The organism is Clostridium sp. AF35-15, from assembly GCF_003477745.1.
Taxonomy (GTDB): domain Bacteria; phylum Bacillota; class Clostridia; order Lachnospirales; family Lachnospiraceae; genus Otoolea; species Otoolea fessa.
In genome coordinates this window covers 59,061-77,362 of record NZ_QUDY01000006.1, presented here as the reverse complement: position 1 = coordinate 77,362, position 18,302 = coordinate 59,061, and the positions used below count along the sequence as shown (strand labels likewise).

Annotated in this window: 18 protein-coding genes and 1 riboswitch; of the genes, 2 read left to right on the top strand and 16 right to left on the bottom strand. The window is 48.2% G+C overall.

The window, feature by feature from the left end:
* Positions 1-96 precede the first annotated feature (96 nt).
* The 12 genes from DWZ76_RS08675 to DWZ76_RS08620 all read right to left on the bottom strand — a co-directional run bounded on the left by DWZ76_RS08675 (position 97) and on the right by DWZ76_RS08620 (position 12,015).
* A complete protein-coding gene (locus tag DWZ76_RS08675; RefSeq protein WP_182431303.1) occupies positions 97-765 on the bottom strand; it encodes a phosphatase PAP2 family protein in 669 nt (222 codons plus the stop codon).
* Positions 766-812: 47 nt separating this feature from the next.
* Positions 813-1,286, bottom strand: coding sequence for a CYTH domain-containing protein (locus tag DWZ76_RS08670; protein WP_118472444.1), 474 nt, complete (start codon positions 1,284-1,286; stop codon positions 813-815).
* A gap of 36 nt (positions 1,287-1,322) precedes the next feature.
* On the bottom strand, positions 1,323-1,601 hold the full coding sequence (locus tag DWZ76_RS08665) for a DUF4160 domain-containing protein (protein ID WP_107001610.1): 279 nt from the start codon (positions 1,599-1,601) through the stop codon (positions 1,323-1,325).
* Positions 1,585-1,857, bottom strand: coding sequence for a hypothetical protein (locus DWZ76_RS08660; RefSeq protein WP_107001611.1), 273 nt, complete (start codon positions 1,855-1,857; stop codon positions 1,585-1,587). The genes DWZ76_RS08665 and DWZ76_RS08660 overlap by 17 nt, the downstream gene beginning before the upstream one ends.
* Before the next feature lie 52 nt (positions 1,858-1,909).
* Complete coding sequence (locus tag DWZ76_RS08655; protein ID WP_227589388.1) at positions 1,910-2,197, bottom strand: hypothetical protein; 288 nt, start codon at positions 2,195-2,197, stop codon at positions 1,910-1,912.
* 376 nt (positions 2,198-2,573) lie between these two features.
* A complete protein-coding gene (locus tag DWZ76_RS08650) occupies positions 2,574-3,566 on the bottom strand; it encodes a beta-methylgalactoside transporter (protein WP_118472443.1) in 993 nt (330 codons plus the stop codon).
* 14 nt (positions 3,567-3,580) lie between these two features.
* Entirely contained in the window at positions 3,581-5,089 is a 1,509-nt protein-coding gene (locus tag DWZ76_RS08645) for a sugar ABC transporter ATP-binding protein (protein WP_118472442.1), read from the bottom strand.
* Between the two features lie 96 nt (positions 5,090-5,185).
* Positions 5,186-6,280 carry a substrate-binding domain-containing protein gene (locus DWZ76_RS08640; protein ID WP_182431301.1) on the bottom strand — a complete coding sequence of 365 codons (1,095 nt, stop codon included), beginning with the start codon at positions 6,278-6,280 and terminating at the stop codon, positions 5,186-5,188.
* A gap of 247 nt (positions 6,281-6,527) precedes the next feature.
* Complete coding sequence (locus DWZ76_RS08635) at positions 6,528-7,556, bottom strand: galactose ABC transporter substrate-binding protein (protein ID WP_118472440.1); 1,029 nt, start codon at positions 7,554-7,556, stop codon at positions 6,528-6,530.
* A 25-nt stretch (positions 7,557-7,581) separates the two neighbouring features.
* Positions 7,582-8,556 (bottom strand): substrate-binding domain-containing protein, encoded by a 975-nt coding sequence (locus DWZ76_RS08630; protein WP_118472497.1) that lies wholly within the window; start codon positions 8,554-8,556, stop codon positions 7,582-7,584.
* A gap of 31 nt (positions 8,557-8,587) precedes the next feature.
* A complete protein-coding gene (locus DWZ76_RS08625) occupies positions 8,588-10,387 on the bottom strand; it encodes a sensor histidine kinase (RefSeq protein ID WP_118472439.1) in 1,800 nt (599 codons plus the stop codon).
* Positions 10,387-12,015 carry a response regulator gene (locus DWZ76_RS08620; RefSeq protein WP_118472438.1) on the bottom strand — a complete coding sequence of 543 codons (1,629 nt, stop codon included), beginning with the start codon at positions 12,013-12,015 and terminating at the stop codon, positions 10,387-10,389. The genes DWZ76_RS08625 and DWZ76_RS08620 overlap by 1 nt, the downstream gene beginning before the upstream one ends.
* Before the next feature lie 542 nt (positions 12,016-12,557).
* On the opposite strand from DWZ76_RS08620, the gene DWZ76_RS15300 reads away from it, so the two are divergent.
* A complete protein-coding gene (locus DWZ76_RS15300) occupies positions 12,558-13,358 on the top strand; it encodes a hypothetical protein (protein WP_233430273.1) in 801 nt (266 codons plus the stop codon).
* 46 nt (positions 13,359-13,404) lie between these two features.
* Positions 13,405-13,510, top strand: a riboswitch (TPP riboswitch).
* 140 nt (positions 13,511-13,650) lie between these two features.
* On the opposite strand, the gene DWZ76_RS08605 is transcribed toward DWZ76_RS15300, so the two are convergent.
* Positions 13,651-14,391, bottom strand: a complete 741-nt coding sequence (locus DWZ76_RS08605; protein ID WP_118467382.1) for a L,D-transpeptidase family protein — start codon at positions 14,389-14,391, stop codon at positions 13,651-13,653.
* Positions 14,392-14,480: 89 nt separating this feature from the next.
* Positions 14,481-15,206: a DUF6198 family protein gene (locus DWZ76_RS08600; RefSeq protein ID WP_243015206.1), complete on the bottom strand. Its 726-nt coding sequence runs from the start codon at positions 15,204-15,206 to the stop codon at positions 14,481-14,483.
* 298 nt (positions 15,207-15,504) lie between these two features.
* Here DWZ76_RS08600 and DWZ76_RS08595 point away from each other — a divergent pair, with 298 nt between their 5' ends.
* Positions 15,505-16,845: an MATE family efflux transporter gene (locus tag DWZ76_RS08595; RefSeq protein ID WP_118467380.1), complete on the top strand. Its 1,341-nt coding sequence runs from the start codon at positions 15,505-15,507 to the stop codon at positions 16,843-16,845.
* Between the two features lie 109 nt (positions 16,846-16,954).
* On the opposite strand, the gene DWZ76_RS15065 is transcribed toward DWZ76_RS08595, so the two are convergent.
* Positions 16,955-17,149: a hypothetical protein gene (locus tag DWZ76_RS15065; RefSeq protein WP_146143927.1), complete on the bottom strand. Its 195-nt coding sequence runs from the start codon at positions 17,147-17,149 to the stop codon at positions 16,955-16,957.
* Between the two features lie 56 nt (positions 17,150-17,205).
* Positions 17,206-18,102 (bottom strand): transposase, encoded by an 897-nt coding sequence (locus DWZ76_RS08590; RefSeq protein ID WP_118472437.1) that lies wholly within the window; start codon positions 18,100-18,102, stop codon positions 17,206-17,208.
* Positions 18,103-18,302: the final 200 nt, after the last annotated feature.

Below are 18,302 nucleotides of genomic sequence, written 5' to 3'. Positions count from 1 at the left end.
ACACTTTTTATATTATTTTTTTATTTTCCACAAAGCAATCATTTTTTCTTTTTAGATATCAGAAAATCATTGCAACTGTTCAATTCGTTCACTTTTTTATTCTTCATGAACCGCATTCGTTGTTTTTCCAGCTTTTCCTTTTGAAAATGCCTTTACTAGCACCCACACATTCACCGCCTCGTCAAGAATCAGGCTCAAAATCCAGCCACAGAGCACATCGACCAGCGAATGCTGTTTGATGAACATGGTTGAAAGACAAATCAGAATCGTGACAATCCACGAAAGTGTACGGATCGGTTTCTTGTTCCGCACACTTGCCGCGTGGCAGATCGTCAGATGCACCGCCACAGTGCTCGATACATGGATCGACGGGCAGACATTGTTCGGCGGATCCACACTCCGCAGAAACCTCACAATCTGCGCGCAGAAATTCTGTGATGTGATCTCCTGCCGCAGATTTAAACCGTTCGGTGCCAGCAGGTAGACAAATAAGCAAAAGGTTGCTCCTGCAAACATCACAAAACAAAGTCTCAGATATGCCTCCCGATCCTTGATCATAAAATAAATCATAAACACCGGCACCCACGCGTACCACAGAAAATACGGCAGTACAAACCATTCATTAAACGGTATCAGGTCATCGACCGCACAGTGTATAATATGAACATCCGATGGTTCATGCAGCTCCAGCAGAAAAAATCCTGACAGAAACACCAGCATATAGAGTCCTGCCAGACAGTAGCGGTGCGTTTTGATCCAATTCATTACTTGTTTTATCATTAATAATATACCTTTGTATTGTTCTTTCGTTTTTATTCTTTCGTTTTTAATACCAGTTTTTCCGCCAGCGCCAGACGGCTGTTCTGGTACTCGCCCGTAAACGTCACCTCGCGCCCGAACCATTCCGGCGGCACAAAGGCATGTGCGGCTTCCTCACTTGGAAATTCAACCTCCGCCAGCTTCAATCCCTCATATTCACCTAAAAAAATGTCCAGCTCAATCGTGTACTCCGTTCCTTCCATCGGAATCAGATAACGCTTTTTCGTCAGAATCCTGCCGTCAGCCTTCGAGCGGAGATGCTCATAGGATTCCTTCGTCAGCGGCAGATTGTATTCCTCCCGCGCCATCAGTCCTTTGGATTTGTAGGTCAGATAATAGGTGTCATCCTCCTGACGGACACGCACGACCGGAGCAGTGCTTAGATATGCCTGCTCGATCTGGTGGAAGGGGTATCCGGCTATATCAAATGGAATGTGGATAATTAAATATTTGCGTTCGATTTCCATAAAATTAGTTGTCCTTTTTATATTTCTTAAAAAGTCTTAACAAAAGTACCGTATTTCTCCAAAATGAGAAAGCCATTTTTCTATAATTTCTTCACTGTTGGCCTCTATCACCCGAATCATACTGTTCAAAATTTGGGCTGATATTTTGGAAGAATTGTGGCTGAGCAATGCCTTGCCCGTACTGGTTATCCACACTTTTGTCGCATTTGAAGTTGCTCTTCCCTCTGCAATATGGACATGCACCGGTTCCAGCGGCTCATTTTCATTCGACCAAAAATATACAATATATGGTCCAATCCTAAAAATTTGCGGCACTCAGAATTCCTCCCTCTTGTGAAAACTCCATAATCAAGTGTGCATTTTCCCGAATCAGTTTCTTGAAATAACTCATTTCCATATCTGAATAACCATTTATATTCTCCCACTTGTAATCTGGCAAATAGCATATCGCATTGTGAAATCCATCTTTTTCATCGGGTGTTTCTATATAAACTTTAACCCTGCCATCTGCCCGCATTTCAGAATGGGTAATTTCCGTATCATCATTTAAGGTCATAAATGGGTACATCATCTTTCTTCCTCCTCTCATTTATCCTCAAAACAGTTTTAACCACGGCTGCTTTCTACTTATTCAGCATCCCCATCACCACAACCACCACAAACAGTACCACCATCACGCCGATAAAAATATCCATCGTCCGCACAGAGACATGCACATGGTCATAGATGCGCTCTTTGATGGTCTTTTCTTTCATGAGTTCCAGCTCCCGGCGGAGCTTTTCATTCTCCGCTTCCAGTTCCTCCAGAGTTTTATCTGCCGTCTCCTCTGCCGCTTCTTTCGCCGTCTCCAGTTTTTCGCTCACTGTTTCTTTTATCGTCTCATTCTTTTCCAGCATTTCGTTTTCGCTCATCCTTGTTCCTTTCAGAATATGGCTTGTTTTCTCTGCTGCTCACTCTGAAACAGCCTCTTCTCTTATTATATCCATAAAAATAAGTTCAGGCAATCCAAAAATATTTTTCCGTCACTGTCAAAGCAAGAGCTGGCACGCCATCTCGTCCACCATCCTCCTGACGATTACAACTTTTCAGATTTATACAAGAAAAAATCCTGCCCGGCAGGGCTGTTTATATAATAGGAGATTCCAACGGATTCTCCCATTATATAAAAAACTCCCCCGCCATGCATCCATGGAGAGGGAGTTTCGGATTTGTTTTCAATATTTATGTACGGTTCCCGACGACTTTTCATATGGTACATACATTCTCGTCAGAACACAGTTAATCTTATTACTTCTTCGCAATGTACTTACGGATATCCAGTGCAATCGCAACAACGATAACGATACCCTGTGCGATATACTGGTAGTTCGGATCGATGCCAAGGAACTGCAGACAGGTCTTTAAGAACTCGAATACGAGTACACCGATGATAACACCGGAGATACGTCCGATACCACCGTTTACAGATACACCACCGATGGTACAAGCTGCAATAGCCTCCAGCTCGTAACCGTTACCGGTATTTACACCGGCACCACCAGACTTAGCTCCCAGAAGGAAACCAGCGATGGCATACAGTGCAGTAGCTGTTACATAGATAATGATCTTGGTTTTCTTAACATTTACACCAGCAACCTCTGCTGCTGCCTCGTTGCCGCCGATTGCATACATATATTTACCATGGCGGGTGTAGTTAAATACGAACCACATGATCGCGCCGATGACAAATGCAATGATGAACAGGTACGGAATCCCAAAGAAGTTACCATTTGCGATAATGGTGTAATCCTGACGATAACCGCCTAACGGTACAGATTTGGTATAAACCAGGTTGATACCGTAAACGATCATCTGCATACCCAGGGTGCCGATGAAGGCCGGTACGTTCAGGTAAGCAACTACGATACCATTGATAAGACCAAATACACAGCTGATAGCGATACAGATAAGGAGAATCAGCCATACGTTCTGCTCACCAAATCCCTTGGTCAGCTCAAAATGTCCGCTGTAATCACTCTTCTGGAGCAGAGTACCTGCCAGGCAGGCAGAAAGTCCAACCAGACGACCTGCAGAAAGGTCGGTACCTTTCGTAATCAGACAGCCGGATACGCCGACTGCGATGATGAAACGACATGCTACGTTGATGGAAATGTTGCTAAAGTTGCTGCTGCTGAAGAAGTTCTGTTTTGTTACACCAACAAAGAGAACCATCAACAGGATCAGAATAACGATACCGTTATTGATCAATATATCTTTTACATTCAGTTGTTTCTTATCCATTCTCTCTTCCTCCTTTAGAACTTAGTCGCGTAGCTCATGATACGCTCCTGAGTTGCTTCCTCACCCTCTACCTCGCCGGTAATGTGACCATTACACATAACAAGGATACGGTTCGACATACCAATCAGCTCCGGCATCTCAGATGAAATCATGATGATACCTTTGCCCTGTTTTGCCAGGTCAATCATGATCTGGTAGATCTCGTACTTGGCACCAACGTCGATACCACGGGTCGGCTCATCCATGATGAGGATATCCGGGTTGTTGGCCAGCCAGCGGGAAATCAGAACCTTCTGCTGGTTACCGCCTGAAAGTGACTGAATCAGTGTCTTACTGCTCGGTGTCTTGATCGAAAGCTTCGCCACGTTATCCTTGACAAGCTGCTCAATCTTTTTCTTATTCAGTTTGATACCATAATGTAAATACTGATCCAGGGAGGAAATTGATACATTATCTGCAATGGACAGACATCCCAAGATACCCGTACCACGCCGGTCCTCGGTAATCATGCCGATACCGCCGCGGATCGCATCCTGCGGACGCTTAATGTTCATTTTCTTACCTTTAATGTAAACTTCTCCGGATTTAATATGACGCATACCGAAGATACCTTCCATCAGCTCCGTTCTCTGGGCACCTACCAGGCCGCCGAATCCAAGAATCTCGCCTCTTCTAAGGGTAAAGGAGCAATCCTGGAAGGAACGATCGTGGATACTGGAATATCCTCTGACATCCAAAAGCACCTCTCCTGCCTTCGTATCATTCTTTGGAGGATAAATGTTGGTCAGCTCACGACCAACCATCTGTTTGACGATCTCATCATCCGAAATCTCGTCCATATGCCAGGAACCGACATAGGTACCGTCTCGCATGATGGTAATATCATCACAAATCTCACGAATCTCCGCCATCTTATGGGAAATATAGATGAGGGATACACCTCTTGATTTCAGGTCACGGACAATGCGGAAAAGTGCCTCTACCTCATTATCCGTTAAGGAGGAAGTCGGCTCGTCCAGAATTACAACTCTGGCATTTAAGGATACAGCCTTGGCAATCTCTACAGACTGCATCTGGGCGATGGACATGGTTCCCAGTTTTGCCTTCGGGTCATAAGGCATCTTAACATCGTCCAGCCATTTTGCTGTCTCTTCAAACATCTTCTTATGGTCGATCACCTGAATCGGTCCAAATTTCTTCGTCGGGTAACGGCCGGTGTACATATTCTCTGCTACCGTTCTCTCAGGTATCGGCTGCAGCTCCTGATGTACCATTGCCAGTCCTTTGTGAAGGGCTTCATCCGGATTGTGGATCTCTACTTTTTCCCCGTCCAGATAGACCTCTCCTTCATCCATATGATAAATGCCGAACAGACATTTCATCAGGGTGGATTTACCGGCGCCGTTCTCTCCCATCAGTGCATGGACGGTACCGGGACGAACTTTGAGGTTTATCTTGTCCAGAGCCTTAACGCCAGGGAAACTTTTCGATACCCCGCGCATCTCCAATCTGTACTCTGCCATCCCATTCTCTCCTTTCATAAAATCGGGTGTGCCAACTGGACACACCCGACACATTTTTATCTATCCCCTCGCGGAAACAGTAGATTGTTACAAGAATTATTTAATGAGTTCCAGAATCTCGGAAGCATTCTCTGCTGTAACTTTTACATAGTCTACCATGTATACGTTGTCAACATCTTTGCCGTTTACGAAATCAAGAGCTACATCTGCTGCTTTGTGAGCCTGTCCGAAGTAATCGTTGAATACGGTACCGGTCATCTTGTCGTTCATAACGTTCTCAACAACCTCTACCAGAGCATCAACGCCTACTAAGTAGATGTCTTTGTTTACAGTTCTGCCAGCTGCTTCGATTGCCTGCAGAGCACCAAGTGCCATTGCATCGTTGTTGCAGAATACAACGTCGATCTTGTCGCCATACTGGGACAGAGCGTTTGCTGTGATCTCCTGACCTTTGGTCTGATCCCAGTCACCACGCTGTTTGGTCAGCTCTTCTACTTCGATATCCTGAGACAGTCTCTCGATGGATTTCTCGGTTCTGTACTGAGCATCTACGTTCTCCGGATCGCCCTGAACCATGATGTAACGAACAACGCCGTCGCCGTCTGCATCGCCCTTGTTCTCAAGCTCAGCGATCTCTTCGCCCTGGTATGTACCGGACTGTCTAGCATCAGCACCTACATAAGTAGCTTTGATACCATCCGTTACCCAAGCCTCTTCTCTCTCAAGATCCGGCTCACGGTTGATGTAAACAACCGGGATACCTGCTTCGTTGCAGATGTTGGTAACATCCGGCTCGGAAGAAGCCTGTACCAGGTTTACGATCATAACGTCAAATCCCTGTGTAACGAAGTTACGGATCTGGTTCATCTGCTCGGACTGGTCATTCTTACCATCCATGATGGAGATGTTCTCTGCCTTTAAGCCAAGCTCGTTTACTAAGTAGTTCTGAAGCTCGTTTCTATAAAGTGTCATGAAGTTATCAGCGAACTGATAAATGGAAATACCAACTTTAACTTCTGCCGGGTCTTTGCCCTCAACAGCTTCTTTAACAGCCTCGCCGTCTGCTGCTGCGGTTGTCTCTGCGTCCTCTGCTGCTGCAGTTGTCTCTGCCGTTTTGCTGCTGGAGCAAGCGGTTACAGAAAATGCCATTGCAGTTGCCAGACCAAGTGCTGCTACTTTTTTCAGTTTCATAATATTTGTCCTCCCTTAAACTTGCGTATCCGTTTGTGCTGTCCGGATCCACCGAACAGTTAAATTTTCCGCATACACATATTATACAGTTTCGCCGATTCGTCATTTTTTCTTATCGACACCTTTATTATACGGATCGTTTGTACACTTTTCCATATGATTTTCTTGGTTCTTATATAAATTTTTTTTAGATTCTTTGTGATTTTATTCACATATTCTTATTTTTCCGGTGTGAAACTGTTGGATTTTATGGTAAATCAGCAACCGTCAACGCGTTCTGACTGCATTGATAATAGGTTCCGTCCTCTAATTCGACCTTTTCCTGTACATTTTGACCAAGTGCCTCGGCGGCAGCTATCTCAAAAATCACTTCTGCATACTCGTCGCTGTCGCACTGGACTGTTCCATACAGTTTTCCGCTCTTAAGCCCCTCGATTCCCTGCGGAGTCCCGTCGATGCCGACCACCTTCACGCCCCTTATGTCACCGGCGCGTTCAAGCGCCTCAGCGGCTCCGAGCGCCATCTCATCGTTGTTGCAGATCACCACCTCGATCGCATCCCCGAACTGGTGGATCCACTGTTCCATCAGTGCCGCCGCTTGGCTCCGATCCCAGTTTGCCGAACCACCGGTCAGTTTTTCCAGCGGAATATCTCCGTCGCGCATCGTCTGTACCGACCACTCTGTGCGGATCAGCGAATCCTGATGGCTGCGCTCGCCCTCCAACATCACATATCCCACGGTTCCATCCTCGTTTAAATCAAGACTGCCTGGATTTTCCTGATACGCATCCACCAGAATTTCTCCCTGCAGAACCGCCGATTCCCGCGCGTCCTCCCCTACATAATAGAGGTGCTCCCATCGTTTCATGTCCTCCTCGACCGGTTCGCGGTTGAAAAATACGACCGGCGTCCCGACATCCATCGCCTTGTTGATGACATACGATGCTGCCGAGCGATCCACCATATTAACACAGATCGCATCGTATTCCAGAGAAAGGAAACGATCTACCTGGCTGTTCTGCGTATTTTGGTTTCCCTTCGGATCCATGATTTCCAGATTAACCTTGATGCCCGTCTGCTGTTCATATTCCTTCGCCTTTTCCTCCAGACTGGAACGGATATTGTTGATAAAGGCATCGTCGCCCCGGTACAGCGTCACGCCGATACGGATGCTCTTTTTTTCTGCCGGTTTTGCCGCGCTGCATCCATTTAAAAGAAGTGTGCCCGCTGCCAGAAGTGCCAGCGCCATCTGAATGCTTTTTCCGCTTTTTTTCATTTCTCTATACCCCCTTCCCAGATTTTTAATCAATCGGGTACAGCATCTTCTCATATTTCTTTGACCGCAGCTCATCCTTCTCTATATAGTAGGATTCCAGTGAAAGCTGGCTTCTCTCCTGCTCTTTTTCAATCGCCTGCACTGCTTTTTTGACCGCAAAATAGCCCGCGTCAAACTGGTTTGTCACCACCAGCCCCCGGATTGTCCCCTTGTCAAGCTGATCCAGCAGGGACGGCATCATCCCGACGCCGTACAGCCCGGAAATGTATTTTCCGTACACGCTGCTTCCGCCGACAATCTCCGCCGCCTCCGCTGTACTGGCGAAATCCAGTGCCGCCACCACCGCCGTGCCGCTGCCCGGATAAACTGTTTTTTCAATGACGGAACGGTAAGTATCATCGGTGCCGCGCGGCACAATGGTATAGGAAAAGCCCTGTTTTTCCAGTACCTCCGTCAGCCCCTGTTTCATCTCCCCCGCCTTGCCGATATATGGGTTATCTGCAAAGATCCAGACAGGAAGATCGGAGCTCTGTTCCGCCGTAATCGCCTCGCCAAGCTTTCTCCCGGCTGCCGTCCAGTCCATATGAACCGCCCCCTTGACCTCCTCATCCGGTGATAATTCGCCCAGCAGGATAATCGGCGTTCCATATGTATTTTCTTCCAGATATTGGCGGCATTCCAGCTCATCAACCGGCTCCAGTATCACTGCCCCGGCACCGTCTGCCGCTTCCCGACGCACCAGCTCCATCTGCTGTGCCAGATTATCCTTTTCATACAGGGTAATAAAGCTGACATCTACATTATACTCAACCGCCGCCTGATCCACGCCCTTGCGGAAGTTGACGTAATCATCATCCGAAGTATCGCTGATAATCAGGGACACCGGGTAGACCTCCACCTCTTTTTCCTTGATGATCCAATCCGTGGAGGAAAGGAGATACAGCAAAATAAGTCCCACACACAGGATTCCCCAGAGCACCAGCTCCTTTTTTTTTCTCACTCCATATCGCATTGATCTGTCGCCCCCACTTTTACACTTTCTTCTCTTCCAGCACTTTCTCGTAAGGCACTGCCGGAAGATGAATCTTCACCGCGGTTCCCTCATCCGGCTCCGACTCGATCGAAAGACCATATTCCGCGCCGAAATACAGCTTGATCCGCTCGTTGACATTGCGTACCCCGATGCCGGATCCGCGCTTGGATGCCACGTGCGCCGTATCGGTAAAGAGGTTCCCGACCTGTTCCTCCGTCATGCCAAGCCCATTGTCCCGCACCTCCAGATACAGCTCTTTTTCCTCCTGCCAGGCGCGCACGAAGATCTCGCCGTCGCCGTCCATATATTCCATGCCATGGTAGATCGCATTCTCCACCAGCGGCTGCAGCATCAGTTTTAAACTTGCAAGTTCCAAAACCTCATCATCTGACTCGATCGTATAAGTAAACTTATTTTTAAACCGCATCTGTTGGATCATCAGGTAATTCCGGACGTGTTCCAGCTCATCCTTCACAGTAATTAAGCTCTTGCCGCGGCTTAAACTGATACGGAAGAACCGCGCCAGCGCCGTCACCACCTTGACCGCCTCCGTTTTCTGCTCATTTTCAATCATCCAGACAATGATATCGAGCGTATTATAGAGGAAATGCGGATTGATCTGCGACTGCAGCGTATCAAACTCCTGCTTGCGTTTCGCCTCATGCTCACGCACAATATCCTGCATCAGGAGGCGGATCTGACCCGCCATATCACTGATCGATTTTCCCAGATGGCGGATCTCATACGAACCGCCGATGTACACCGGTGCGCTTAAATTGCCCGCCTCCAGGACGCCGACCGATTTTTCCAGCTCGCGGATCGGATTCGTGATCCTCGATGAAATATAAGAGTTAATCAGAGCCAGAATGCACAAAATGAGGGCAATGACAAATACGATAAAAAGCCGGGTTTTGATCGTGTTGAGCGACACGGCATTTTCCGGCGTCACCCCGACCACCTTCCAGCCTGTGTAGCCGATCGTCTTGACCGTCGCCATCCGCTTTTTTCCGGCAAATATCTCCTCATGATTTCCGTCCGAATAGCCGGCTGCCTGTCCATTGTTCTCCTGCACCCAGCCGGAATCCAGAAGCTGCATCTGCGGGTGGTAAAGAATCTCGCCATTTCCGCTGATCATATAGAAATAACCGCCGCGCCCCGTCGTGATGCCGCCAAAGAGCTGTTCCAGGCTCGAATAGCGGATATCGACCAGAAGGACGCCCTGAGAGGTCGAGGTTCCGTGTGTCAGTTCGACCGCCCGGGACAGCGAAATGACCCATCGGTATTGATTTTCCGCATTGTCAAACACATACTGTACGTGCGGCAGGGAAAAATGCTGGTTTTCCGTCCGGTTTAAGGCGCTCCGGAACCATTCTTCCTGCGTCACATCCACCTCATTTTTCAGACGCACCGCCGGGACTGCCTCCAGAAGCGCCCCATCCTCCGAAAACAGGGCAATATTCTCCACATTATCCTTATTATTATCGTAGAGAAGCGTAAATTCACTTCCAAGCGACTGGCTCGACAGATCGGCATTCTTGATCGTGCCATAATAAAGCGAGTCGGACAGCTTCATGATCGTGCGGAGGTACGACTCCACAGAGCGCCCCACCTGCGCGATCAGGTTCTGGCTCTCCTCCTGTACTACTTCCGTGACCTGCCGTGACATTCTCTGGTACAGCGACAGGGAGATCAGCACGCTCGCCGCCAGCGCCGTGATCGTAAAATAGATAAAGATCATAGACCGGATGCTGGCGTCGTCAAAAAGCTTTTTCTTCCAGATCGTCCTTTTTTTACCCATTATGCCTCCCCGCTCCGGTGTGCCGTGCGGTACCGCGTCGGGGAAACACCGAATTTTTTCTTAAATACGTAACTGAAATAGTTCTGCTCCGGGTAGCCGACCTTTTCCGCGATGATATACGTCTTGTCGTCAGTTGCCATCAGAAGCTCGACCGCGCGCCCCAGCCGGACATCGGTCAGATAGGCGATGTACGCCTGTCCCGTCTCCTTCTTAAACATCGTTGAAAAATACGCCGGGCTCATATGCAGATGGCGGCAGATCTTCTCCACCGACAGCTCCGGATCTTGAAAATTGTCCTGAATGTACTGCTTCGCCTCGCGGATCACGTTTTTTGTCGTATTGCTCCGCTCTTCTTCCATTCCGGCATTCATCTTGAGCGCCACCTCGGTCAGGTACGGGCGGACATTCTCCATCTTCTGGACGCGCCCCAGAATCTCGAAATAATCATTTTCCACGCCAAACATCTCGCTGATCCGCAGATCATACTGCTGGGAGAGCTGTGTCAGCACATTGATGATCGCAAGCACATACGCCTGATACTGGCGGTAATGCACCCGCGCATCCTCCATCCGGCTCACAATCCCGTCTATCACGGAACGGATCTTTTCCTTCGGTCCAAACTTGACTGCCGCTATAAGCTCCGACTCCATCCGGCTGTCGAACCGGAGTTTTTCATGCCCGGACGGCTCCATATCGCCGATGCAGATCACACCGCCGGAACCTGTGATCGCACGGTAACCGAGTGCATTGAGTGCCGTGTGGCACGGGCGGCTTAAATCCGTCAGCGAACTGCAGCTCTCACCCACGCCGATCGTAACCGATACCTCCAGAATTTTCTTCGTCTCCTTGCAGATATCGCCCAGCAGGGCAATCAGTCCGGTCTGCGTATTGTCTTTGTCGATCGCCACCAGAAGGATCGTCTCAAAGGAAGAGTGGAACACAATAAAACGATACTGCCCTTCCAGTTTTTCCTCAATCAGATTGCGGACGGAAATCGGAATCAGCTCCCGCTGCTGATGCAGCGAAACTGCCTTGTCCACCTTCTCATCCGGTTCCAGATGGATCGCCGCAATCACCCATTTGACCGCACCCGCAACGTCGATCGCATATTCGTTCAGTTTTTCCTCAATCTGCGCTTCCTCCATGCCGCCGTGAATCAGGTCATTCAAAAAATGTTCCCGGATCGCCGGAAGACTCTTGATATAACTTTCCCGAAGCAGGGTAACATTCCGCTTCTGCTCGATCTCCTCATCGAGATTTTTCTTGATTTTCTTTAAAATCGCCGTCAGCTCTTCGACATTGACCGGCTTTAAAATATATTCGATCACATTGAGCTTGATCGCCTTTTTGGCGTACTCAAATTCATCAAAACCAGAAAAAATCACGATCTTGATGGACGGATATCTCTGCCGTATATTCTCCGCCATCTCCAGCCCGTCCATATATGGCATCCGGATGTCTGTCAGCACAACATCCGGCTCATTCTGCTCGATCTTTTCCAGCGCTTCCTTCCCGTTCTCCGCATCCCCGATCACCTCGAATCCGGCATCCTGCCAGTCGATTTTGCGTATGATGCTTGTCCGTACTTCCTCCTCGTCATCTACCAGCATGATTTTATATGGGTTCATATGGATTCGTCCTTTCAGTTCCTGATGCAATGTTGTTGTGAGCCAGTTTGTCTTAGGACTCTGGAGCTCTGCTACGGTATCCCCATTCCAGCTTTCCCTGACACCTCATGAGGAAGTGGCTGGGCAGGCTGGAATGAGGGGAATTTCTTTCTTTACATTATACCACATCTTTCTTTATTTGTGAGTTTGTGATTTTTCACTGGCAGGTTCCAATTTCTGTAAAGGCGTGCTTCGTCCCCGGGTGCGGGAACCCGGTTCCACACAGCGTCTGCATCCAGTCCGCCGTCCGCGGCAGGCGAGACAGTCTTCATCTATTTCATAAACGGCATTTCCATCAATGATCAGCCGGGTGTTCATAGCTCTGAATCCTTTTCTTTCTTATTTTTTATAATATACTATATGTGGTTTTTCCTGTCCCGGAGCTTTTTTTCTTTAAACATTCCCGTTCTTTTTCGATTCCAAAAGTGCCTACCCGTGAACCAAAACGTCTTTTTTTCCTCTCATCTGCATATATTGAGACAAAGATTTGGGAGGTTTTTTTCGTGAACCAAGATGTTTCTCTCAAAATGACCGAGTTAGACCGCTTGACCTCACTCCCACATATGCAGCTTGTCAAGGCGGCGCTTCCCTATATTCACATCCCGGAACAGCGTTTTTTCTCCCTGTTTGTGAAATTCCGCGAACTAGAAAAGACGATGCAGCTATTTGCTGATCCGGCCGACGGTGAGATCGGAATCTGCTCGGTGGGCGAACGCGACAAGGATTCGCCGGTTGATATGCTGAAAGCGATCAAGCCGTATGGCACAGAGGAAGAGCAAAGTTCGATCGATCTGGTCTTAAATTTTATCGAAGGTTCCCGCCTCTATGAATCCTACTGGCAAAATATGCCGCAGACAGCATCCTTTCCGACTTCGCAAGATATCCAGAATGATTCACCCAATTCTGATGCAGTTCCGGCATCTGTCCTTTACCCGCAAGCCGAATATTCCCGCAGACAGAAAAAAACCACAGACCGTGCATCTGGCACATCCACTTCAAACAGACAGGAGGCACACACTATGGAATTTCAAAACTGGAAACAGGATCCGAGACTCCGCTCCATGGATCCAGACAAAATAAAACAGATGGAACAGTTAGCCGATCAGGCAAGAAACACGCCGCAAGACAAGCTTCTGCCGCTTCTCATGAGTCTCCGGGGCAGCAACGGTTCCCCGCAATTCTCAACCTCAGAAATGGACACTCTTTTTTCGATCCTGACAGACCAAATGCCCCCAGCGCAGAAACGGCAGGCGGAAATGCTGCGGATGCTGAGCCGGCAGATGGGCGGGGCAAATAAATCATAAAACCAGAGTTGCCATTGCTATTTTTTTCCAAATCATGCTACAATTCATTTCGATAATGGGGAGCTTGTGATGCAGGCTGAGAGGGAACCAAAAGTTTCGACCCAAAACCTGATTTGGATAATGCCAACGTAGGGACAAATATTTTGAGACACCTGAGCGCCGGATATTGTCCGGCGTTTTTGGGTTTCATTAGGAAATTATGTCCTATGAAACAAAAAAACTCATCTGGGGGTTCCTATCTGCTTCCAGATAAAAATCCCCAAATGAGATCTGACTCTCACAGCCTATCTAATTAGTAATTTGCTAAATCGCTCTCATCCTGCACCACCACAATCTTCGTCCCGGTATCCACCTGGCACACAACCTGTTTCATATCTTCCTCCGGAATACTGATGCATCCGGAAGTTCCCGTATTATTCCAGCTCTTCGGGCAATGCAGAAAGATCGCCGATCCCTTTCCCGGTGTACACTCCGGATTATAATCCAGTACCAGGCCATAATTATACTGCGGCGCCTGCGCCATCAGATCCTCCGCCGAATTCCAGTCCTTCTGTACCTGCTTCGTATTTGCCAGCTTGTTATAATACTGGCTGTTTCCGTCATCCACATAATAATCGCCGTCCACGATCTGGTGATACGGCAGAATCGTTCCCGGATTTGCCTTCAGGCCAAATGCCATCGTAAAGCGGTACACACCCGCCGGCGTCTTCTTATCGCCCTCCTGCTTCTGCATCGTGATACCGTTCATGCCGCTGACCGCTTCTTTCGACATCACCTGCACCAGTTTTCCATCTGCATCGCGTTTATACCAGTCCAGACGGCTCTTCGCCGGATCCTGGCGGTTGCCAATCACCACAATCAGCTGCGTTGCATCCTTCGCCGCCTCCAGTGTATTTACATCCCCGTTGTAGCTTGCCGTAAGCGCCGGTCCTGTCGCTTTCTCCGCCGCCATCGCAGCCGCCGGAGCTGCCGCACTCATCAACATGCCTGCTGCCAATACTACCATTGCTTTCCGCTTCATTCTCAATTTCATCTTATTTATCTCCTATTATTTTATGTATCTGAATTTCACTCAAAAATCGGCTGCTTTTATCTTTCGCACACCTTTTTCCACACACTCTGTCAGTTCCTGCCACTTTCCAGTCCAGCCGCCTGCAGCATCGCCTTTCCAAAAATATGATGAAACAGCGCAATCACGCGCCCCACCAGCATGACAGCACAGACCGTTCCAATGCCGATTCCCACCGGTTTTCCCGCAAACAAAAGTCCCATGAGCAGTGACAAAACGATACAGGTTGCATCGACACAGTTCTTCATCAGACCTGTGTCGATTCCAAAGGTGTCCGCCAGCACCTGCACCAGACCATCACCCGGATTTGGCACCAGCCGCATTGACAGGGACATCGCTGCGCCGACGCCTGTAAAAGTCAGGGCAAGCACCAGCACGCCCATGCGTCCTAAAAGTCCAGAAGCCGCCGGTCCACATTCTTCCAGCGGCGGTATGCACGCTGAAAATACATTCAGAAATCTTGTAAATGCAATACTCAATGGAAACTGCAGAGCATCTTTCATAAGCAAGCTGCGTCCTGCTTCTCCTTTCTCCCGCAGATGAATCGCCGCCTGAATCAAGACAAAGATACCATACAGGACAAAGGTCATATCACCAAAATTCCGGTTCCAGATCACGGACGCTGCATACGAAAGTGAAATAATCGGCGACACTCCGAGTCCTGCTTTGGTATTGAGTGTAAGCCCCATCGCCAGAATCAGAAGCCCCATCAGATAGAAGCTCCACCGTGCTACCCCGCTTCCCGTCGGTTTCTCCGTCATTTCCATGTTGTGATTCAAGATTTCCTCATCCCTTTTTCTTAATATTCGTTAAATCGTAACTGTTCAGTCCCCTCACAGTCACGCGCAAAAATCCATTAAAAATTGCCTATGGCAATGGGATTTTTGCCTGCTGACCCATGTTTTCGTACGGTCAGCGCAGTAAATGCGCAGACCTACTGAACAGTTACATTAAATCTATTCTATTATAGATCCTCCTCTTTCCACTTGACAAGCGCTTTCCGTTCTCTTTACTTTTTCCATCCTCTATGCTACACTAAACTCATGATTTTAGCTGTATCAAAGGAGTTTTATACATATGAAAAAAGATATGACCGAAGGGCGGGAATGGTCCTCCATCCTGCTCTTTTCCCTGCCTATCATGGGGGCAAACCTGCTGCAGGTTTTGTACAACCTCGCTGACAGCGTGATCGTCGGAAACCTCATCAGCGCAACCGCCCTTGGAGCCGTCGGACTAACCAGCTCCATGATCTGGCTTCTGACCGCCATCTGCACCTCCATCGGTGCCGGTGTCAACATCGCAGTTGCCCAGTATTTCGGTGCCAAAAAAGAGACAGACATACAGGAATCCATCTCCGTCTCCTATCTGATTGCCATAATCGCAAGTATATTTTTAACCGCCGCCTGCTTTCTGGCAGCCCGTCCAGTTATTTTCGGTTTTTTGCAGGCACCGGAGGAAATGCGTTTCGACAGTATGGCATACTTTCTGATCTACAGCGGTGGAATTATTTTCCAGCTGCTCTACAATGTTACCTATGGCATCCTGCGGGCACACGGTGATTCGCGCGGCGCACTCATTTTCCTGATGATCTCCGCCGCCCTGAACATCGTGCTGGACTGTGTGTTTATCTCCATCTTTCATATGGGTGTCTCCGGCGCGGCTGCCGCGACCGTGATCGCACAGGCAGGTTCCGCCATCGCCAGTTTCCTGTATCTGCGGCACATTTTCCCGGATCTGCTGCCGAAACGGCGTTATCTCTACGCCTGGAAGGGACAGGGGGCGCTGCTGATGCGCCTGAGTATTCCGATCATGCTGCAGACGGGCGTCAATTCAATCGGCTTCCTCATCCTGCAGCGTCTCATCAACTCCTTCGGCGCTCCCAGCATCGAGGGCTACGCTGCCATGCTGAAGGTCGAACAGCTCGCGCACATCCCGTCCCAGAGCTTTAACGTCGCCATTTCCAGCTTCGCCGGACAGAATATCGGCGCTGAAAAACTGGACCGTGCCCGCCGCGGCTACCGCACCACCATCCTGATGGGCGTCCTGATCAGTATCTCCATCAGTATCGTAGTTCTGCTTTTTGACCGGCCGCTTCTCCAGATCTTCAACATCACCGGAGAGTCCCTGCGGCGCGCAAAGGAACATCTCGACATCCTGATGTTCTTCATCTGGACCAGCACGATCACCAACATCACCTGCGGTTTTCTGCAGGGAGCCGGCGATGTCAAGATCCCGGCAGCTTCCGGCTTCATCAACCTGGGCATCCGCCTCGCGCTCTCCTTCCTGCTGGCGCTCACCCCGGTTGGCTTCCGCTGCTACTATGTGAGCATGCCGCCCGCATGGCTGATCGCCTGCTTCGTAGTTGTGATGCGCTACCGGAGTGGAAAATGGAGGGAGTTTCGGATTGTAAAAGAGTAAAGAAAAGGGATGGAAGAATTCACTTTGGAGGGTGATTTCTTCCATCCTTATTTCGTTTAGAGCTCTTTTTCGCGTTTTACCCTCTCCTAAAATTTTAGCACACTACTATCTATAAAACACAAACTCCATTTTTACCATGCACATTCCACTCCACGCGCACACCGCTGCTGCCAGTGCCCGGTATGTAAACACGATATGGATATAAGAATATTGGATCTTCATTCTGGTAATCTGGTCGGTAGGCTGCAGCAACGCAGTTCAGGGCACTGACATCTTCTTTTTGATAACAGGCATTTCCAATCATAAGCGCATCCGTCCAGTTATCCAGCGGATCCGCATATGTATAACCAACCGCCGCACCTATTCCTTAAACTTTTCCAAAATATGCCTAACTTCATCCACATCTATCTTCATCTGTTCTGCAATCTGGTTTTCTGTATATTTATCTCGATATAATCTATAAATTTCAAACACCCGTTCTTCACCCTGTTTCTGCCCTTCCTTCAATCCATCCTTCTTACCTTCCGCATACTCTGCCTTCCGAATCAATTCCTTTTCCCGTTTCTCATCATATTCGAAAATACACACCTCTATCGCCTCCGTTCGATTCTTTCTCAGGAAATCAGCCCGTATATTTTCCTCAATACATTCCGTCACAGCCTGCTCTGCTGCCCGGTTTATGTTCTTATACTCTGCTGCATATTTACGAATCTTGTCAACCAAAAGCATATACTCTTTCAACAGGCAGCAAGTTTCCAGAATCCTCTGTTTTTTATCCAGATTAATATTCAATACCTTCACTATCAATTCCAGCTCCGGTTCATCCGCCTTCTGGCAGAATGAATGTGACAGTTTCAGAACACTTTCCGCTTCCCGCTCCTCTTCTCCATTGTAAAATACAACAAAGTGTGGGGTCGGCAATTCTACCAGCGTTGACGCATACAGCGTTTGATTCCGAATGAGCATCTGGTATTCTTTCGTCACATAAATCAGAAAACGCAGCGGCATATTCGGATTCCAGGTTGACTGATGTTCATACAAATTCAACTGCATATCCAGCAAAAATGCCTGGTCATTTTTCATATTCATATAAACTGCATTTTCCAGCGTCACGATCTCCAACTCTTTTGCATCCGTATAATGTGAATGATTTACCGCATTATACAGACTCAACAGGTTCTCCCTTGTACTGAAAATCATCCGAAACAACGTATCCTTGTGATCCCGCCTTACTTTTACAGAATTCATATTTCTCATTCATTCTCCCTTCTGGCAGGAGAATTTCCACTTTTCTTTTAACCCTTTGAAAATCTCCTGCTCTTCAATTGTTGTTGACTTGGATAAGCATAAGATTTCTCAGATTAAAATTAGAATATTAGATACCGCTTAAATTGCTGATAAAGAAAAATATATGCTTGATAAGATAAATGTAGCATATCCGCATATAGGATGCAAGA